This window comes from Burkholderia ubonensis (assembly GCF_902833085.1).
Lineage (GTDB): Bacteria > Pseudomonadota > Gammaproteobacteria > Burkholderiales > Burkholderiaceae > Burkholderia > Burkholderia ubonensis.
Genome location: NZ_CADFEB010000006.1, coordinates 365893 through 379412, shown reverse-complemented (window position 1 = coordinate 379412; position 13520 = coordinate 365893). Strand labels below are relative to the sequence as shown.

13 protein-coding genes are annotated in these 13520 nt (G+C 67.9%); 2 read left to right on the top strand and 11 right to left on the bottom strand.

What is annotated here, in order from left to right:
- Positions 1 to 21 precede the first annotated feature (21 nt).
- Together HWX31_RS18855 and HWX31_RS18850 are read left to right on the top strand one after the other, a co-directional pair.
- Positions 22 to 1284 carry an MFS transporter gene (locus HWX31_RS18855; protein WP_208456084.1) on the top strand — a complete coding sequence of 421 codons (1263 nt, stop codon included), beginning with the start codon at positions 22 to 24 and terminating at the stop codon, positions 1282 to 1284.
- A gap of 146 nt (positions 1285 to 1430) precedes the next feature.
- On the top strand, positions 1431 to 1919 hold the full coding sequence (locus tag HWX31_RS18850; RefSeq protein ID WP_174960265.1) for a hypothetical protein: 489 nt from the start codon (positions 1431 to 1433) through the stop codon (positions 1917 to 1919).
- 155 nt (positions 1920 to 2074) lie between these two features.
- Here the strand turns inward: HWX31_RS18850 and HWX31_RS18845 are convergent, their stop codons facing one another.
- From HWX31_RS18845 to HWX31_RS18795, 11 genes are all read right to left on the bottom strand, one after another.
- Positions 2075 to 3007, bottom strand: coding sequence for an ABC transporter substrate-binding protein (locus HWX31_RS18845; protein WP_174960263.1), 933 nt, complete (start codon positions 3005 to 3007; stop codon positions 2075 to 2077).
- A gap of 38 nt (positions 3008 to 3045) precedes the next feature.
- Positions 3046 to 4830, bottom strand: coding sequence for an amino acid ABC transporter permease/ATP-binding protein (locus HWX31_RS35200; protein ID WP_174960261.1), 1785 nt, complete (start codon positions 4828 to 4830; stop codon positions 3046 to 3048).
- A gap of 91 nt (positions 4831 to 4921) precedes the next feature.
- Complete coding sequence (locus HWX31_RS18835; protein ID WP_174960259.1) at positions 4922 to 6271, bottom strand: LLM class flavin-dependent oxidoreductase; 1350 nt, start codon at positions 6269 to 6271, stop codon at positions 4922 to 4924.
- Positions 6272 to 6278: 7 nt separating this feature from the next.
- Positions 6279 to 7334 carry an LLM class flavin-dependent oxidoreductase gene (locus HWX31_RS18830; protein ID WP_174960257.1) on the bottom strand — a complete coding sequence of 352 codons (1056 nt, stop codon included), beginning with the start codon at positions 7332 to 7334 and terminating at the stop codon, positions 6279 to 6281.
- A gap of 45 nt (positions 7335 to 7379) precedes the next feature.
- Positions 7380 to 8321 (bottom strand): ABC transporter substrate-binding protein, encoded by a 942-nt coding sequence (locus HWX31_RS18825; RefSeq protein ID WP_174960255.1) that lies wholly within the window; start codon positions 8319 to 8321, stop codon positions 7380 to 7382.
- Positions 8322 to 8372: 51 nt separating this feature from the next.
- Positions 8373 to 8927 carry a GNAT family N-acetyltransferase gene (locus HWX31_RS18820; RefSeq protein ID WP_059970091.1) on the bottom strand — a complete coding sequence of 185 codons (555 nt, stop codon included), beginning with the start codon at positions 8925 to 8927 and terminating at the stop codon, positions 8373 to 8375.
- Positions 8928 to 9241: 314 nt separating this feature from the next.
- A complete protein-coding gene (locus tag HWX31_RS18815; RefSeq protein WP_010096397.1) occupies positions 9242 to 9643 on the bottom strand; it encodes a type II toxin-antitoxin system MqsA family antitoxin in 402 nt (133 codons plus the stop codon).
- A 2-nt stretch (positions 9644 to 9645) separates the two neighbouring features.
- Positions 9646 to 9942 (bottom strand): type II toxin-antitoxin system MqsR family toxin, encoded by a 297-nt coding sequence (locus tag HWX31_RS18810; protein WP_174960252.1) that lies wholly within the window; start codon positions 9940 to 9942, stop codon positions 9646 to 9648.
- Between the two features lie 108 nt (positions 9943 to 10050).
- Complete coding sequence (locus tag HWX31_RS18805; RefSeq protein ID WP_059613585.1) at positions 10051 to 11085, bottom strand: succinylglutamate desuccinylase/aspartoacylase family protein; 1035 nt, start codon at positions 11083 to 11085, stop codon at positions 10051 to 10053.
- Positions 11086 to 11417: 332 nt separating this feature from the next.
- A complete protein-coding gene (locus tag HWX31_RS18800; RefSeq protein WP_059588792.1) occupies positions 11418 to 11690 on the bottom strand; it encodes a hypothetical protein in 273 nt (90 codons plus the stop codon).
- Between the two features lie 238 nt (positions 11691 to 11928).
- Complete coding sequence (locus HWX31_RS18795) at positions 11929 to 13476, bottom strand: sensor domain-containing diguanylate cyclase (RefSeq protein WP_174960250.1); 1548 nt, start codon at positions 13474 to 13476, stop codon at positions 11929 to 11931.
- Positions 13477 to 13520 lie beyond the last annotated feature (44 nt).

Below are 13520 nucleotides of genomic sequence, written 5' to 3'. Positions count from 1 at the left end.
TTTCGAGGTCGGACTTCGGACATGATGAAAAATTCGATGAGTCAAGCTGGAGAGCGGTCTTTCCGGGGGCCCGCAGGCGACATCAGCGCCGGTACGACCTTCCTGTTTGCAGCGGCGGTCGCAGTCATCGCGCTGAACCTGTACGCGTCACAATCGCTGGGCGCCGACATCGGGCGCTCCTTCGGAGTGCCCGCGACCTTGGCCGGGTTGGTTACCACGGCATGCCTGCTTGGGTACGCCATCGGCCTGTTTTTTGTCGTGCCGCTAACTGACCTCATCGACAACAAGTACCTTCTGAAAATGGCGTTGTTTTTCGACGTGCTCGCGTTGGTGCTGATGTGTGTCTCGATGAACTTCACGTTCATGGTGATCGTGTCGTTCGTGTCCGGCGTTACCACGAGCGCGACTCAATTGCTCGTACCGATGGCCGGACTGCTGAGTTCCGAGCAGCGGCGCGGACGTGTCGTTGGCAACGTAGTCAGCGGATTGATGTTGGGATTCCTGCTTTCCCGGCCATTGGCGAGCATTGCCACGGATTTCGCCGGCTGGCGATCGTTCTATGCGCTACTGGCCTGCCTGGTGGCGTGCGTGGTGGTGGTGATTGTGCCGAAGATTCCGGCGCGCTCGGTCTCTCGAGACGAGAGGTATTTCAGATTGATCGGCTCGGTCTGGATGCTGCTGGTGCAGGAGAAGCAGTTGCGCCGGCGAGCCCTGTATCAGGCGCTTTGCATGGTTGCGTTCGGGATGTTCTGGACTTCGATTGCCCTCAGGCTGGCCCAGTCGCCATTCAATCTGGGAAAGATCGGCATAGCGATGGTCACGATGTCGGGCGTCGCGGGCGTGTTTGTCGCGCCCATGGCGGGCCGTTTGGGCGATAGAGGACTGACGACGATCGGGACGATCGTCTCCCATCTGCTGATCATCTTTTCGATGCTGCTGGCGGCCGCCGGCGGATGGCTCGTTCCGAGGCTCGCCATACAGCACGGCGTGCCGGTGGGGCTGGGCTTGCTGGTGTTGTCTGCCCTGGTGCTGGATGCCGGTGTCATCGGCGACCAGACCTTGGGACGCCGGGTCATCAATCTGCTTCGCCCGGAAATCAGGGGCCGCGTGAACGGGGCGTTTGTCGGCGTGTTCATGGTCGGCGGAGCGATTGGTTCGGCGATTTCCGGCTGGGCGTGGGTCGAATACGGATGGCTGGGCGTGTGCGTGCTTGCCGCGCTGTTCGGGCTGCTTGCATTGCTGGCGTTCGTCGGTGAGTTGGTGCGGGAAAGACCGGCACATTGAGTGGCGGTGGTTCCTGCGCGTCGATGCGAAGCGGTGGCGATGACTGGCTTGGTATCGATGACATGGCAGGGGCGGCGCGTTGCGTCGGGTTCGCGCATGTGCCGCTCTAATCGAGAAACGTGATGCCCTCGCGGGCCGGAACAGTGATGCACGATCAACTCAGTGACGATCAATCAGATGAGGTCAAACGTCACATTGAGTCGTCGATTCGCTATCTCACGGAGAGCCGCAATATTGCGAATTTATTGGCGCTGACCGTCAATGTTGCGCCACCGGGAATTCAATCGCTTGAAATTATTTTCCCGTTGATTAATCCCGGATACAGGGTTAGATGGGGGTTGTTCGCCAAATATGTCGCCGATTGGCGATTGATTCACGCTGCGCTTTGCGAAACGGGGAGGTACATGTCCACGGAAAGTCATCACGCAGGCAAATTCGATGACTTTTGCAAAACCGCATCGAATGACATGAACATTTCCGAGCGTGCCTTCCGGGCAATCATCATGATTGCGATCAGCGGTTCGGATGTGATGCTGGAGATCCGGGATATCATCGACACTCTCGGAATCGGATTTGTGGCCGGCAGGATTGAATTGGTTCGCGATCAGATCAAATTTTCAAATCTCATCGGATGAGTCAAGTCGCCGTTGCCCTGATCGTTTTCATTCGGGCGCTCTGCACGGAAGCGGCCGCTTGAGCGGCACCCGATCGGTATCTGGTGCGCCCGGCTCGGCCTCGGGCGACTTTACATTCATGGTTCGGCGCATGCTGCCCAACGCGGCGAAATTCATCAAAACGCCGGCAACCCCGGCGGATTCGTCTCCGCACGCGCCACGGCCTCGTTCTGCAGGCCCCAGCGCGCAAGCGCCTGCCCATACCGCCCATTGGCAATCAGCGTATTGGTGGCAAGCGTCAACGCGGCGGCCAGGCCGCTGCCCTTGCGCGTCGCGATCGCGACGTCCGCATTGGCGGGCCAGCCCGCATTGACGAGCCCGACGCGCCGCAGCTTGCGGTCCCGCGCCGCTTCATAGGCGAGTGCCGCGTCCGGGTTCAGTACTGCATCGGCGCGCCCCGACAGCAGCGCGACGCGCGCGGCCGCGTCGTCGTCGAAATACTGCAGCTCGGTCGGCCTGAGCCCCTGCGCGACGTTGCGGCGGCTCCATTCGAGCAGGATCCGCTCCTGGCTCGTCCCCGCGCCCGTGATGATGCGCAGCCCGGCAACGTCCTTCGGTTCGGCGATCTTCACGATCGGGCTCGCGGTGCGCACGTAGAAGCCGTGCAGCCCGAGCCGGTAGGTCGTGAAATCGTATTTCTCCTTGCGCTTCTCGGTCACGCCGACGTTCGAGATCACCGCGTCGTACTTGCCCGAGGTCAAGCCGAGCGGCCAGTCGGCCCACGCGATCGGCACCAGCGCGAGCGTGCGGCCGAACGCGTCGGCCACGAGCTGCGCATAGTCGGGGTCCGCGCCGACCACGGTGCGGGCGTCCGTCGCGTAGGTCGATACGGGCGGCGCATGCGGCGAGATCGCGACGGTGAACGCGCCGTCGCGCACCCAGCGGTAGCCGCTCGCCGCACGAATCGCGGCCGGATCGCGCGGCGCCCGCACGCGGCCCGCCTGGCGCGGGTCGAGATCCGCGAGCGCGGCGGCGGCGAACGCCGTGCGCAGCGGCAGGCCCGCCGTCGCGGCGAAGGCGGCGGTGAGGAACAGGCGTCGGTCGATCATCGGCATGTGTCTCGCTGGTCCGGAGAGGAAAGCGGGCGTCACAGCACCCGCGACAGGAATTCGCGCGTGCGCGGATGGGTCGGCTGGTCGAGCACGATCGCGGGCGGCCCCGCCTCGACGATACGTCCGCTTTCCATGAACAGCACGTTGTCCGCGACTTCGCGCGCGAAGCCGATTTCGTGCGTGACGATCACGAGCGTCGTGCCGGAGCGCGCGAGTTCCTTGATCACGTCGAGCACCTCGTTGACGAGCTCCGGATCGAGCGCGGACGTCGGCTCGTCGAACAGCAGCACCTTCGGCCGCAGCGCGAGCGCGCGTGCGATCGCGACGCGCTGCTGCTGGCCGCCGGACAACTGGCGCGGATACGCGTCGGCCTTGTCCGCGAGCCCGACGCGCGCGAGCAGCGCGCGCGCGGTGCGCTCGGCGGCGTCGCGGGTCGCGCCGCCGACGGCGACCGGCGCCTCGACCAGGTTCTCCAGCACGGTCAGATGCGGGAACAGGTTGAAATTCTGGAACACCATGCCGACCGCGGTGCGGCGCTTCAGCACGTCGCGCTCCTTCAGCTCGTAGAGCACGTCGCCGTCGCGCCGGTAGCCGATCAGCTCGCCGTCGATGTCGATGTAGCCGTCGTCGACGCGCTCGAGATGGTTGATCGTGCGCAGCAGCGTCGACTTGCCGGAGCCGGACGGCCCGACGATCGCCGTCACGCTGCCGCGCGGCGCGACGAACGATACGCGCTCGAGCACGCGCTGCGCGCCGAACTGCTTCGACACCGCGTGCACCGCGACCTCGCCGCCCCGTTGCGGTGCGGCCGTGTCGGCCGCGGCCGGCGCCGCCGCAACGGCTGCGTTGCGCACGGCCAGACGCCGCCACAGCGCGCCGGCACGCGCAAGTACGAAGGTGAGGGCGGACGGCGGCGGGTTGCGCAGCGCGCCGCGCGCGTAGTGCCGCTCGACCTGCACCTGGATCGCCGACAGCACCGTGAGGATGATCAGATACCAGACGGTCGCGACCATCAGCAGCGGAATCACCTCGAGATTGCGCCGGTAGATCACCTGCACCGTGTAGAACAGCTCGGGCATCGCGAGCACGTACACCATCGACGTGCCTTTCGCGAGCATGATCAGGTCGTTGAACGCGGTCGGCAGGATCGCGCGCATCGCCTGCGGCAGCACGATGCGCGTCGTCTGGTGCGCGCGCGGCAGGCCGAGCGCCGCCGCGGCCTCGAGCTGGCCCTGGTCGACCGAGAGGATGCCGCCGCGAATCACTTCGGCGGAGAACGCCGCGTGGTGCAGCGTCAGGCCGAGCACCGCCGCGAGGAACGGGCTGATCAGGTCGGTCGTCGCGATGTCGACGAACGTGATGCCGGTGAGCGGCACGCCGAGCCGCACGTGCTCGTACAGGTAGCCGAGATTGTTGAGGATCAGCAGCAGCACGATCAGCGGGATCGAGCGGAACAGCCAGATGAACGTCCACGCGCTCGCCGACAGCAGCCGCGAGCGCGACAGCCGCGCCAGCGCGACGAACGCGCCCAGCACGAGGCCGAACACCGCGCCGAGCGCCGTCAGCGCCAGCGTGCGCGCGAGCCCGGACAGCACCGGCGGCGCGAAGAACCATTCGGCGAACACCGGCCAGCCCCATTGCGGATTGCCGATGACCGAAACCAGCACGAGCGCGATCAGCGCCAGCGCGAGCACGGTGCCGGCCGCGCTCGAACGATGCCGCGCCGGTACGATCCGGAAGCGCGTGCCCGCGTCGCGCGCGGCGGGAGCGAGGGGTGAAAGATGCGGCGAGGCCGCGCCGAGGTGGGTGGTGTCGCTCATGTCGATACGGGCTCCGGTACGGTTCCTGTGGTTCCGCCTGTCTGTCGGCCGGCGCGCCGCATGCGGGCGGCGGCCGGCCGAATGGTCGTCGTCAGGCCTGCGCGTCGGCCACGGTGGCGCGCTCCGCCTCGGCCGCCGCGTAGCGGCTCGCCTTGCGCGGCAGCCCGAGGTGATCGCGCAGCGTGCTGCCGGGCAGGTCGCGGCGATAGCGGCCGCGCGCCTCCAGCACCGGCACCACGAGCTCGAAGAAATCGTCGACGCCCTGCGCCTGCACCGCGAAGCCGAGGATGAAGCCGTCGGCGGCGCCCGCGTCGATCCAGCGGATCAGCTCGTCGGCGACGTGCTCGGCGGTGCCGATGAAGTTCGGCCGCGGCGTCGCGACCTCGAGCGCGGTTTCGCGCAGCGTCCACCCGTGCTGCTTCGCATCGGCCTTGATCCGGTCGGTGGTCGAGCGGAAGCTGTTGCGGCCGATCTCGCCGAGCTCGGGGAACGGCGCGTCGAGCGGGTATTGCGAGAAGTCGTGGTGATCGAAGAAGCGGCCGAGGAATGCGAGCGCCTCGTCGATCGTCAGCAGGTTGCGGATCGCCTGGTATTTTTCCTCGGCCTCGGCGGCCGTGCGCCCGACGATCGGCCCGATGCCCGGAAACACCTTCACGTCGTCGGCGCGGCGGCCGTGCTCGACCGCGCTCTGCTTCACGCGCTGCGTGAACGCGCGCGTGTCGTCGAGCGTCGGCGAATGCGTGAACACCGCGTCCGCGTACTTGCCCGCGAGCGCGATCCCCGTGTCGGACGACCCGGCCTGGAAGATCACCGGCTGCCCCTGCGGCGAGCGCTGGATGTTGAGCGGCCCCGCGACGTCGAAGAAGCGGCCGTGGTGGTCGAGCGTGTGGAGCTTGTCGCGCGCGAAGAACTGCCCGGTCGCGCGGTCGCGCACGAACGCGTCGTCGTCCCAGCTGTCCCACAGCCCCTGCACGACGCTCAGGTACTCGTCGGCGATCTCGTAGCGCAGTGCGTGATCGGGATGCGTCTTGCCGAAATTCTTCGCGGTGCCTTCGAGCGGCGTGGTCACGACGTTCCAGCCGGCGCGGCCGCCGCTGATCGCGTCGAGCGACGCGAGCTGGCGCGCGACCGTGAACGGCTCGCTGTACGACGTCGAGATCGTGCCCGCGAGCCCGATCTTCTCCGTCGCGGTGGCGAGCGCGGACAGCACCGTCAACGGCTCGAAGCGGTTCAGGAAGTGCGGGATCGACTTCTCGTTGATGTAGAGGCCGTCGGCGACGAACGCGAACGCGACGCCGTGGTCCTCGGCCTTGCGTGCGATGCGCGTGACGAAGTCGAGGTTGATGCTCGCGTCCGGCGGGTTGCTCGGATGCCGCCACGCATTCATGTGGCTGCCGGCGCCTTGCAGCATCAGGCCGAAGGTGATGGATCGTCTGGTCATGGGCGGGTCACGGATGAGAGTCGGTGAGAAGGGGAATTCCTGCGACAACGGCGTCGTCTGCGCGTTGGGGCGTGGCCGCGAGCGCGCCGCCGAGCCATTCGACCGATGCGAGCCGCGCCGCATAGTCGGTCAGCGGCGAATCGACGACGAACTCGTCGACGTCGAGCCGCCGGCTCAGCGCGTCGAGCGCGCGGTGCACGCGCTCGGGCGTGTCGGCGAGCACGGCCGGACGCAGTTCGTCGATCCGGTAGTCGGTCGCGCCGCTTTGCCGCGCGAACTCGGCCGCCGCCTGCGCGCTGGCGAGGTTGAAGCTCTGGCCGCTCGCCAACTGCAGCTTGAAGATCCGCAGCGGCCCGATCAGCCGTTCGGCGTCGTCGCGGGTCGCCGCGGCGACCGCATACAGCGCGACGAGCGGCTGCGTGCCGCCGGCGCGGCGATACGCGTCGAGCGAACGCTCGATATTGGCTTCGTCGCCGTTGAAATGCCCCGCGTAGCAGAAGCGCCAGCCCCGGCGCGCGGCGAGCTCGGCGCTGTCCGGCGAGCCGCCGAGCAGGATTCGCTGCGGCGGCTGCGGCGGCACCGGCGTCGCGACCGCGCCCGCGAGCGGGTGGTCCTCGGCGACGCCCCAGCCGAGGAACGCGTCGAGCTCCGCGAGCTGGCCGGCGAAGCCGGGCTTTTTTGCGCGGTCGTGGAACCACTGCAGCGCGCGGGTCGTCAGCGGCAGCCCGCCGGGCGCCTTGCCGACGCCCAGGTCGACGCGGCCGGGCGCGAGCGACGCGAGCAGCTTGAAGGTCTCGGCGACCTTGAACGGGCTGTAGTGCTGCAGCATCACGCCGCCGGAGCCGACGCGGATGCGCGACGTATGCGCGAGCAGGTGGGCGACGACGATCTCCGGCGCGGAGCTTGCGAACCCGGGCGCGCCGTGATGCTCGGCGACCCAGAAGCGGCGGTAGCCGAGCTGTTCGGCGCGCTGCGCGAGCGCGACGGTGAAGCGCAGCGCGTCGGCTGCGCTCGTGCCGTCGGCGATCGGGCTCTTGTCCAGCAACGATAGCGAGTAAGACATGATGGGCGGCGAATCCTGCGGATGACGTTGACGATGGCGCGCGGATCAGGACTTCGGCAGGCCCGGCGGATTGGTGCGCGCCTCGCCGATCGCCTCGGAGCCGAGACTCCAGCGCTCGAGGATCCGCTGGTACAGGCCGTTGCGGATCAGCCCGTTCAGCGCGATCGTCACCGGCTCGGCGAGGCCGCTGCCCTTGCGCGTCGCGACGGCGATGTCGGCGGTGCGCGGCCAGCCGCCGCTGATCGCGCCGACGAGCCGCGTCTTGCCCTGTTGGGCGCTCTGGAATGCGAGCACCGAGTTCACGCTGAACACCGCGTCGGCGCGGCCCGACTGCACCGCGACAAGCCGCATCGCCTGGTCGTCGTAGTACTGGACGGCGACCGGCTTGAGGCCATGCGCGACGTTCTCGCGATCCCATGCGAGCAGGATCTTTTCCTGGTTGGTGCCCGCGTCGGTCACGACGCGCAGGCCCGCGACGTCCTTCGGCTCGCGGATCGCCGTGATCTTGCTGTCGTTGCGCACGTAGAAGCCGACCTGGTCCTTGCGGTACGACGAGAAGTCGAACTTCTGCTTGCGCTCCTCGGTGACCGTGACGTTCGAGATCACCGCGTCGACCTTGCCCGACGCGAGCGCGAGCGGCCAGTCGGGCCATGCGAGCGCGACGATCTTCACCTTGCGGCCTAGGCTGTCCGCGACGAGCTGGCCGAGGTCCGCGTCGAAGCCGACGACCGTGCGCGCGTCGGTCGCATAGGAGCTGATCGGCGGCAGGCTCGGCGCGATGCCGATGGTCAGCGTGTCCGGCTCGGCGAACCGGAACCCGGCGGGCAGCGCATGCTCGGCCGCCGGGTCCGCGGCGCCGCGCGGGCGGCCGCGCTGCTCGGGGCTCAGGTCGAACGTCGCGGCGGCGGCGGCGAACGCGCTCAGGCCGAGCAGCGCGGCGGCCAGCGTGCGGATGACGTGGGAAGCGAAGGGAGCGGCTCGTTGCATGGAAAGCGTCCTGTTTCTATCGTGGAGGGCGGAGTCGGATGGGAAGGCGGCTCAGCGCGGCAGCGCCGGCTCGGGCGCCCACAGGTCGGCGAGCGTCGACGTGCGCGACGGGTCGATCAGGTCCTTGCCGAACGGCAGATGGAAATACGCTTCGGGATCGATCGACGAATCGAACAGGCGCGCATAGCCGGTGCGGTCGTACAGCGCCCACGCTTCGGGCTGGCGAAAGCCCGTGGTCAAGTAGAGGCGGCGATAGCCCTGCTGCGCGGCGCGCGCTTCGAGCGCTTCGACGATGCGCCGCGCGAGCCCCTGGCGCCGGAGGTCCGTGCGCGTCCAGATGCGCTTCAGCTCGGCCGTCTGCGCGTCGTAGCGCTTGAATGCGCCGCCGCCGATCGTCTCGCCGTCGCGCAGCAGCAGGATGAACGCGCCTTCGGGCGGCGCGAACCGTTCGGCCGGGTAGCGTGCGAGTTCCTCGCGCGCGGAGGCCCGGCTATCGGGGCGGTACGCGTCGTAACGCGTGGAATACTCTTCGATCAGCGCGTCGATCAGCGGTTGCGCGCGGACGTCGAGCGGCGTCGTGTCGAGGATGCGGTCGGTCGTGGCCATGGGCGTCGCGAAAGGCGCGCGACGCGGACGTTCGTTGCGGGGCTCGGGCACATGGCCGGTCCGTTATCGTCCGTTATCGCGGCGCGGTTGTCGTGATGACGGCGGCCGGTGCGCATCCTGCGATGCGAGTGGCGGTCCGCCGCCGTTTCGAACACGTTAGCGGCGCGGCAGGCAAAGGCGAACGAAGCAATTTCGATAAGTATTTCGCGGGGAACGTCAGAAGGCTTGCAGGGGGAGCGGGGTAGGTGGGCGAAGGGGGCGCGCATGCGTCGAAGATCGGGCTCCACGCATGCGCGATATCGAATGGCGCGCGTCTACGCCGCGCGTACTTCGGCAAGCAGATCCGGATGACGGTCCAGGATCTTCAACAATTTCACCAGGGCGAGCGGCGGGTTCGTCTTGCCGGTCTCGTAGCGGGAGAACGCGTTGATCCCGCCGCCGAAGAGTTCCGCTGCCTCGCGCTGATCCAGCATCAGCTTCTTGCGCACCTTCGCGATGAACTTCGGGTCGACGATGGTCGCGTTCACCTGCTTGTTGAACTCCGTTACCGCTTCGCCGAGACGGGTCGCCTCGTCGATGTCCAGCACCGACTCTCCGCAGGCCGGACAGAAATCGCCCGTTATGCCGGGAACGACCGTCGATCGCCCCTTGTAGGTATAGGGAATGTCTCGTGTGTCACGGATCAGTTTTGCGGCACCGCACGCAGGACACTTCATTGTCATTGCTCCTTGAAAGACACGATCAGCACGTCGTCGATCACCGTCAGTTTCAGATACACGTCGCCACGCTCGGTGCGGCGCCGATACACGTCTTGCCATATCGTGTGGTCGGCATAGGTCGTCATGCTCTTGTGGAAATCGACGACTGTCAGCGACATCACGACGCCGATTGCTTCCAGTTCGGTGAAGCCCAGTTGTCGGGCGCCGATTACCGCTGTTGCGGTCAAACGCACCTTGCCGATCTCGACGAGCGCTTTGACTCGGGACAGCTTGCAGTGAGGCGTATTCTTTTCCATCTGCGATCATAACCAAAAGGGTTAATTTGTCAAGTTGGTTAATGGCGCACGCATGCCGTCCGCCACGTATGGCAGACAGCACGAGGAAAAGAGGGATCCGGTTTTGGCCTATCGGCCGATGCTGGGCGGGTCGGCCGGCTCCGCGAGCTGGAACAGGCAGTCGCCGCGCTGCACCTGCGCCTGCACGCGCTTGCAGACCACTTCGCCGTCGCCCGCGAAGCGGTGCAGCACCGGCTCGCGCAGCGGCGTGTCGGGGAAGTGCACCCACGCGGCCGGCTGTCCGGCGCGCACCTTGTCGCCGAGCTCGGCGAGCGGCTCGTAAAGGCCGCGCTCGTACGCGTACACGTGGTGACGCTCGCCGTCGACCCGCATGAAGCGCGTGACGGCGGGCGGCGCGGCGGGCACCAGCGCGCCGTGCAGCAGGCCGATGAAGCCGAGGTAATGCAGCAGCCCGTGGCGGCCGAGCCGGATCAGCGCCGGATCGGCCATGCCCGCGCCGCCGAGCTCGGTAACGATCGAGATCGCGCCTTGCCTGCGTGCGGCCGACGCCGAATGCACGGGATTCGGCGCGTGCAGCAGCGCGTTCGGCAGCCCGAACGCGACCAGCAGCGCGTTGAGCCGCGCGGCTTCGTCCGCGTCGAGCGGATCGATCGCGAGCATGTTGCCGCTGTGATAGAGCAGCGAGCTGCCGCCCGAATGCAGGTCGACGAGGTATTGCGCGCGGGACAGCAGCGCGTGCTCGATGTAATGGGCGATCATCTGCGTCGGCGTGCCGGCCGGATCGCCGGGAAAGCTGCGGTTCAGGTTGCCGCCGTCGAGCGGCGACACGCGCAGGCCCGCGTCCGCCGCGGGGAAGTTCGCCATCGGCAGCAGGATCAGCTGCCCGCTGACCATCTCCGGCTCGATCTCGCGCATCAGCTGCGACACGATGATCTGGCCTTCGTATTCGTCGCCGTGGTTGCCGGCCATCACCAGCGCGACCGGGCCGTCGCCGTTGCGGATCGACACGATCGGGATCGGCAGCCACCCGTAGGCGGAGCGGTGCACCGAATGCGGCAGGCGCAGATAGCCGGCATGCTTGCCGGGAGCGTCGAGGTCGATTTCACAGCGGATCGGGTTGCTGGGCTGATAAGTGGCGGTCATGTTCGTCGGAGCGGGCGTCGAGCGGAGCATGCGCCATCTTATCGGGAAACAGGCGGGATGCGACGGACGGACGGGCCGCGCGGAGCGGAGCGGTCAACGCGCGGGGATGCGCCGGTTGGCCGGGCGACGCACGCCGGTCACGCATCGCGCGCAGCTTCGCGTCGAAGGCCCGTGCGCGTCGTATCGCCAACAAACATCGCGGATGCAATCGCTACGCGCAACGATCGCCGCGGTTGCATCGATGAAACCATCCGGCGTCACGCCGGCGGCGGCGCATGCGCCGCGTCGCGCGCTGCCGCCTGCTTCGGCGCGGCGCCGGCGCGCGACTGGCGTCACCGCGCATCGGTTTCAGCTTCGATACGTCCTTCTTCCCACAAGGCCCAGAAGCGGCTGCCCGCGCGATACGGATTCGCGCGGCGCGCGGCGTAATCCTCGACGCCCTGGCGATATGCGCCGTACAGCGTCAGCGGCGGGTTGTCCATGCACGCGGTGTCGCGCGGGTCGGGACTGCGGACGGTGGTCAGGCGGCGGATCAGCGCGGCGCCGTCGATCACGCTCTTTTCGTTGATCGGCTCGTTGCGGCAGATGACTTCGACGGTATCCATGATTGCGCTCCCCGGGCACGTTCGTTGTTACCCGTTGAACAGCAATAAGAGTGCCAGGATGGAATACCTTGCCGATGCGCCGATCATGCGGGCTTCTGCAGCGAACTGCACGGCCTGTTCGGCCCGATGTTACGGAACATGTAACGTGACGCCGCGCGCGGCGCATGAATCGTATCGAGCGTGAAACCGGCCGTGCCTGGGGATGCCGCACACCCCGGATGATGAACCGCGAGCGCCGTCAGCCCGCCGCAGCCGGCGCGACGCTCCGGCTGCCGTTCGAATAGAAGCGGTAGATCCCCTTGCCGGACGACTTCGCGTCGTACAGCGCGCAGTCCGCCTGCCGGATCAGCTCGTCGGGCGCGTCGCAATCGCGGTCGAGCGCGATCCCGATGCTGATGCCGAGGCTCACGGTCTCGCCGATCGACAGCGTGTACGGCGCGGAAATCTTCCGGATGATCTGCGCGGCCTGGGCCGAGCACGCCTGCATCGTCGTGTCGTCGATCGCGACGACGAACTCGTCGCCGCCGATCCGCGCGACCAGCTCGCCTTGCGACAGCGTCTCGCTGAGACGCGCGGCGACCTGCGTCAGCACGTCGTCGCCGGCATGATGGCCGAAGCGGTCGTTGATCGCCTTGAAGCCGTCGAGATCCAGGTACATGACGGCGGGCGCAAGGCCGTGACGGCGCGTGCGCCGCGCGAGCATGCGCTTCAGCTCCGCATGAAGCTCGTGCCGGTTCGGCAGGCCCGTCAGCGCATCGTGCCGCGCCAGGTGGCGGATGTGCATCTCCGCGCGGCGGCGTGCGGTGACGTCCTCGACGATGATCACCGCGTTGCCGTCCGGCACCTGGCGGCGCGTCATCTCGAGCTGCCGCCCGTCGGCCAGCGTGATCTCGAACGGCGCGGGCTCGCGGCCAAGCCAGCCGGTGCAGCGCGCGGCCAGCTCGGCGCCGTCCGGGTCCGCGGCCACGCCTGCGCCGAGCGCGGCCACGGCGTCCGGAAACGGCATGTTCAGCATGATCTCGCGCGGCGAGCCGAACAGCTGCGCGGTGCGCCGGTTCGCGACGATCACCCGGTTGTCGCCGTCGACCATGCACAGCCCGTGCGGCATGTGCGTGAGCGCGGCGTCGAAGCGCGCGACGAGTTCGGCGTTGCGCTGGCGCGCGGCGATCAGCGCGACCAGCACCGTGTAATGCCGCTGCACGACCGTGCGCATCGCGACGAGGTAGATCGCGATCGGCGGCAGCAGCAGCCATGCGCCGCTGCGCGGCGCCAGCAGCGCGCCGAGGGCGATCGGCAGCACGCCGAGCGTGATCTGCGTCATTGCGAGCCGCGGCAGCGCCGAATTGCGCGACGCGATCCCGCCGAACACGCCGCCCGCGACCAGCACCGACAGCGTGCCCAGCTCGACGTCGGCGGCTTCCACGCAGCCCATCGTGCCGAGGCCGAGCAGGAAGCACGCGACGAGCGACACCGGCGCATAGCGCAGCGCCCAGTATTCGGCGCGATCGCCGCCGGCCTCCCGGCGCGCGACGCAGACGCGCGCGATCGAGACTCGCGCGGCGAGCAGGCCGATGTCGGCGATCAGCCAGATGAGACACCACGTCTGGTGCAGCCGAAGCAGCGCGACGATTGCGACGAAGCCGCTCGCGAGGCCGGACAGGAACATCGGCCGGATGTCTTCGAACAGGGTGGAAAGCAGGGACGGGCGCATCGCCGCCGTGACGCGGTGATTGCCGGAAGGAGGCGTAGCGAGAACGGAGTGCAGGAGTGACGTCCTGACTGCCATGATCGATATCCTCGACACGAAGAGGGCTGGCAACGCTCGCACGG

What these genes read in the sequence shown, in the direction of transcription:
- HWX31_RS18820 (WP_059970091.1), bottom strand. Translation starts at nt 8,927, where the DNA reads ATGGCCACGACCGACCGCATCCTCGACACGACGCCGCTCGACGTCCGC.
- HWX31_RS35200 (WP_174960261.1), bottom strand. Translation starts at nt 4,830, where the DNA reads ATGAGCGACACCACCCACCTCGGCGCGGCCTCGCCGCATCTTTCACCC.
- HWX31_RS18835 (WP_174960259.1), bottom strand. Translation starts at nt 6,271, where the DNA reads ATGACCAGACGATCCATCACCTTCGGCCTGATGCTGCAAGGCGCCGGC.
- HWX31_RS18800 (WP_059588792.1), bottom strand. Translation starts at nt 11,690, where the DNA reads ATGGATACCGTCGAAGTCATCTGCCGCAACGAGCCGATCAACGAAAAG.
- HWX31_RS18805 (WP_059613585.1), bottom strand. Translation starts at nt 11,085, where the DNA reads ATGACCGCCACTTATCAGCCCAGCAACCCGATCCGCTGTGAAATCGAC.
- HWX31_RS18825 (WP_174960255.1), bottom strand. Translation starts at nt 8,321, where the DNA reads ATGCAACGAGCCGCTCCCTTCGCTTCCCACGTCATCCGCACGCTGGCC.
- HWX31_RS18855 (WP_208456084.1), top strand. Translation starts at nt 22, where the DNA reads ATGATGAAAAATTCGATGAGTCAAGCTGGAGAGCGGTCTTTCCGGGGG.
- HWX31_RS18810 (WP_174960252.1), bottom strand. Translation starts at nt 9,942, where the DNA reads ATGGAAAAGAATACGCCTCACTGCAAGCTGTCCCGAGTCAAAGCGCTC.
- HWX31_RS18815 (WP_010096397.1), bottom strand. Translation starts at nt 9,643, where the DNA reads ATGAAGTGTCCTGCGTGCGGTGCCGCAAAACTGATCCGTGACACACGA.
- HWX31_RS18850 (WP_174960265.1), top strand. Translation starts at nt 1,431, where the DNA reads ATGCACGATCAACTCAGTGACGATCAATCAGATGAGGTCAAACGTCAC.
- HWX31_RS18845 (WP_174960263.1), bottom strand. Translation starts at nt 3,007, where the DNA reads ATGATCGACCGACGCCTGTTCCTCACCGCCGCCTTCGCCGCGACGGCG.
- HWX31_RS18795 (WP_174960250.1), bottom strand. Translation starts at nt 13,476, where the DNA reads ATGGCAGTCAGGACGTCACTCCTGCACTCCGTTCTCGCTACGCCTCCT.
- HWX31_RS18830 (WP_174960257.1), bottom strand. Translation starts at nt 7,334, where the DNA reads ATGTCTTACTCGCTATCGTTGCTGGACAAGAGCCCGATCGCCGACGGC.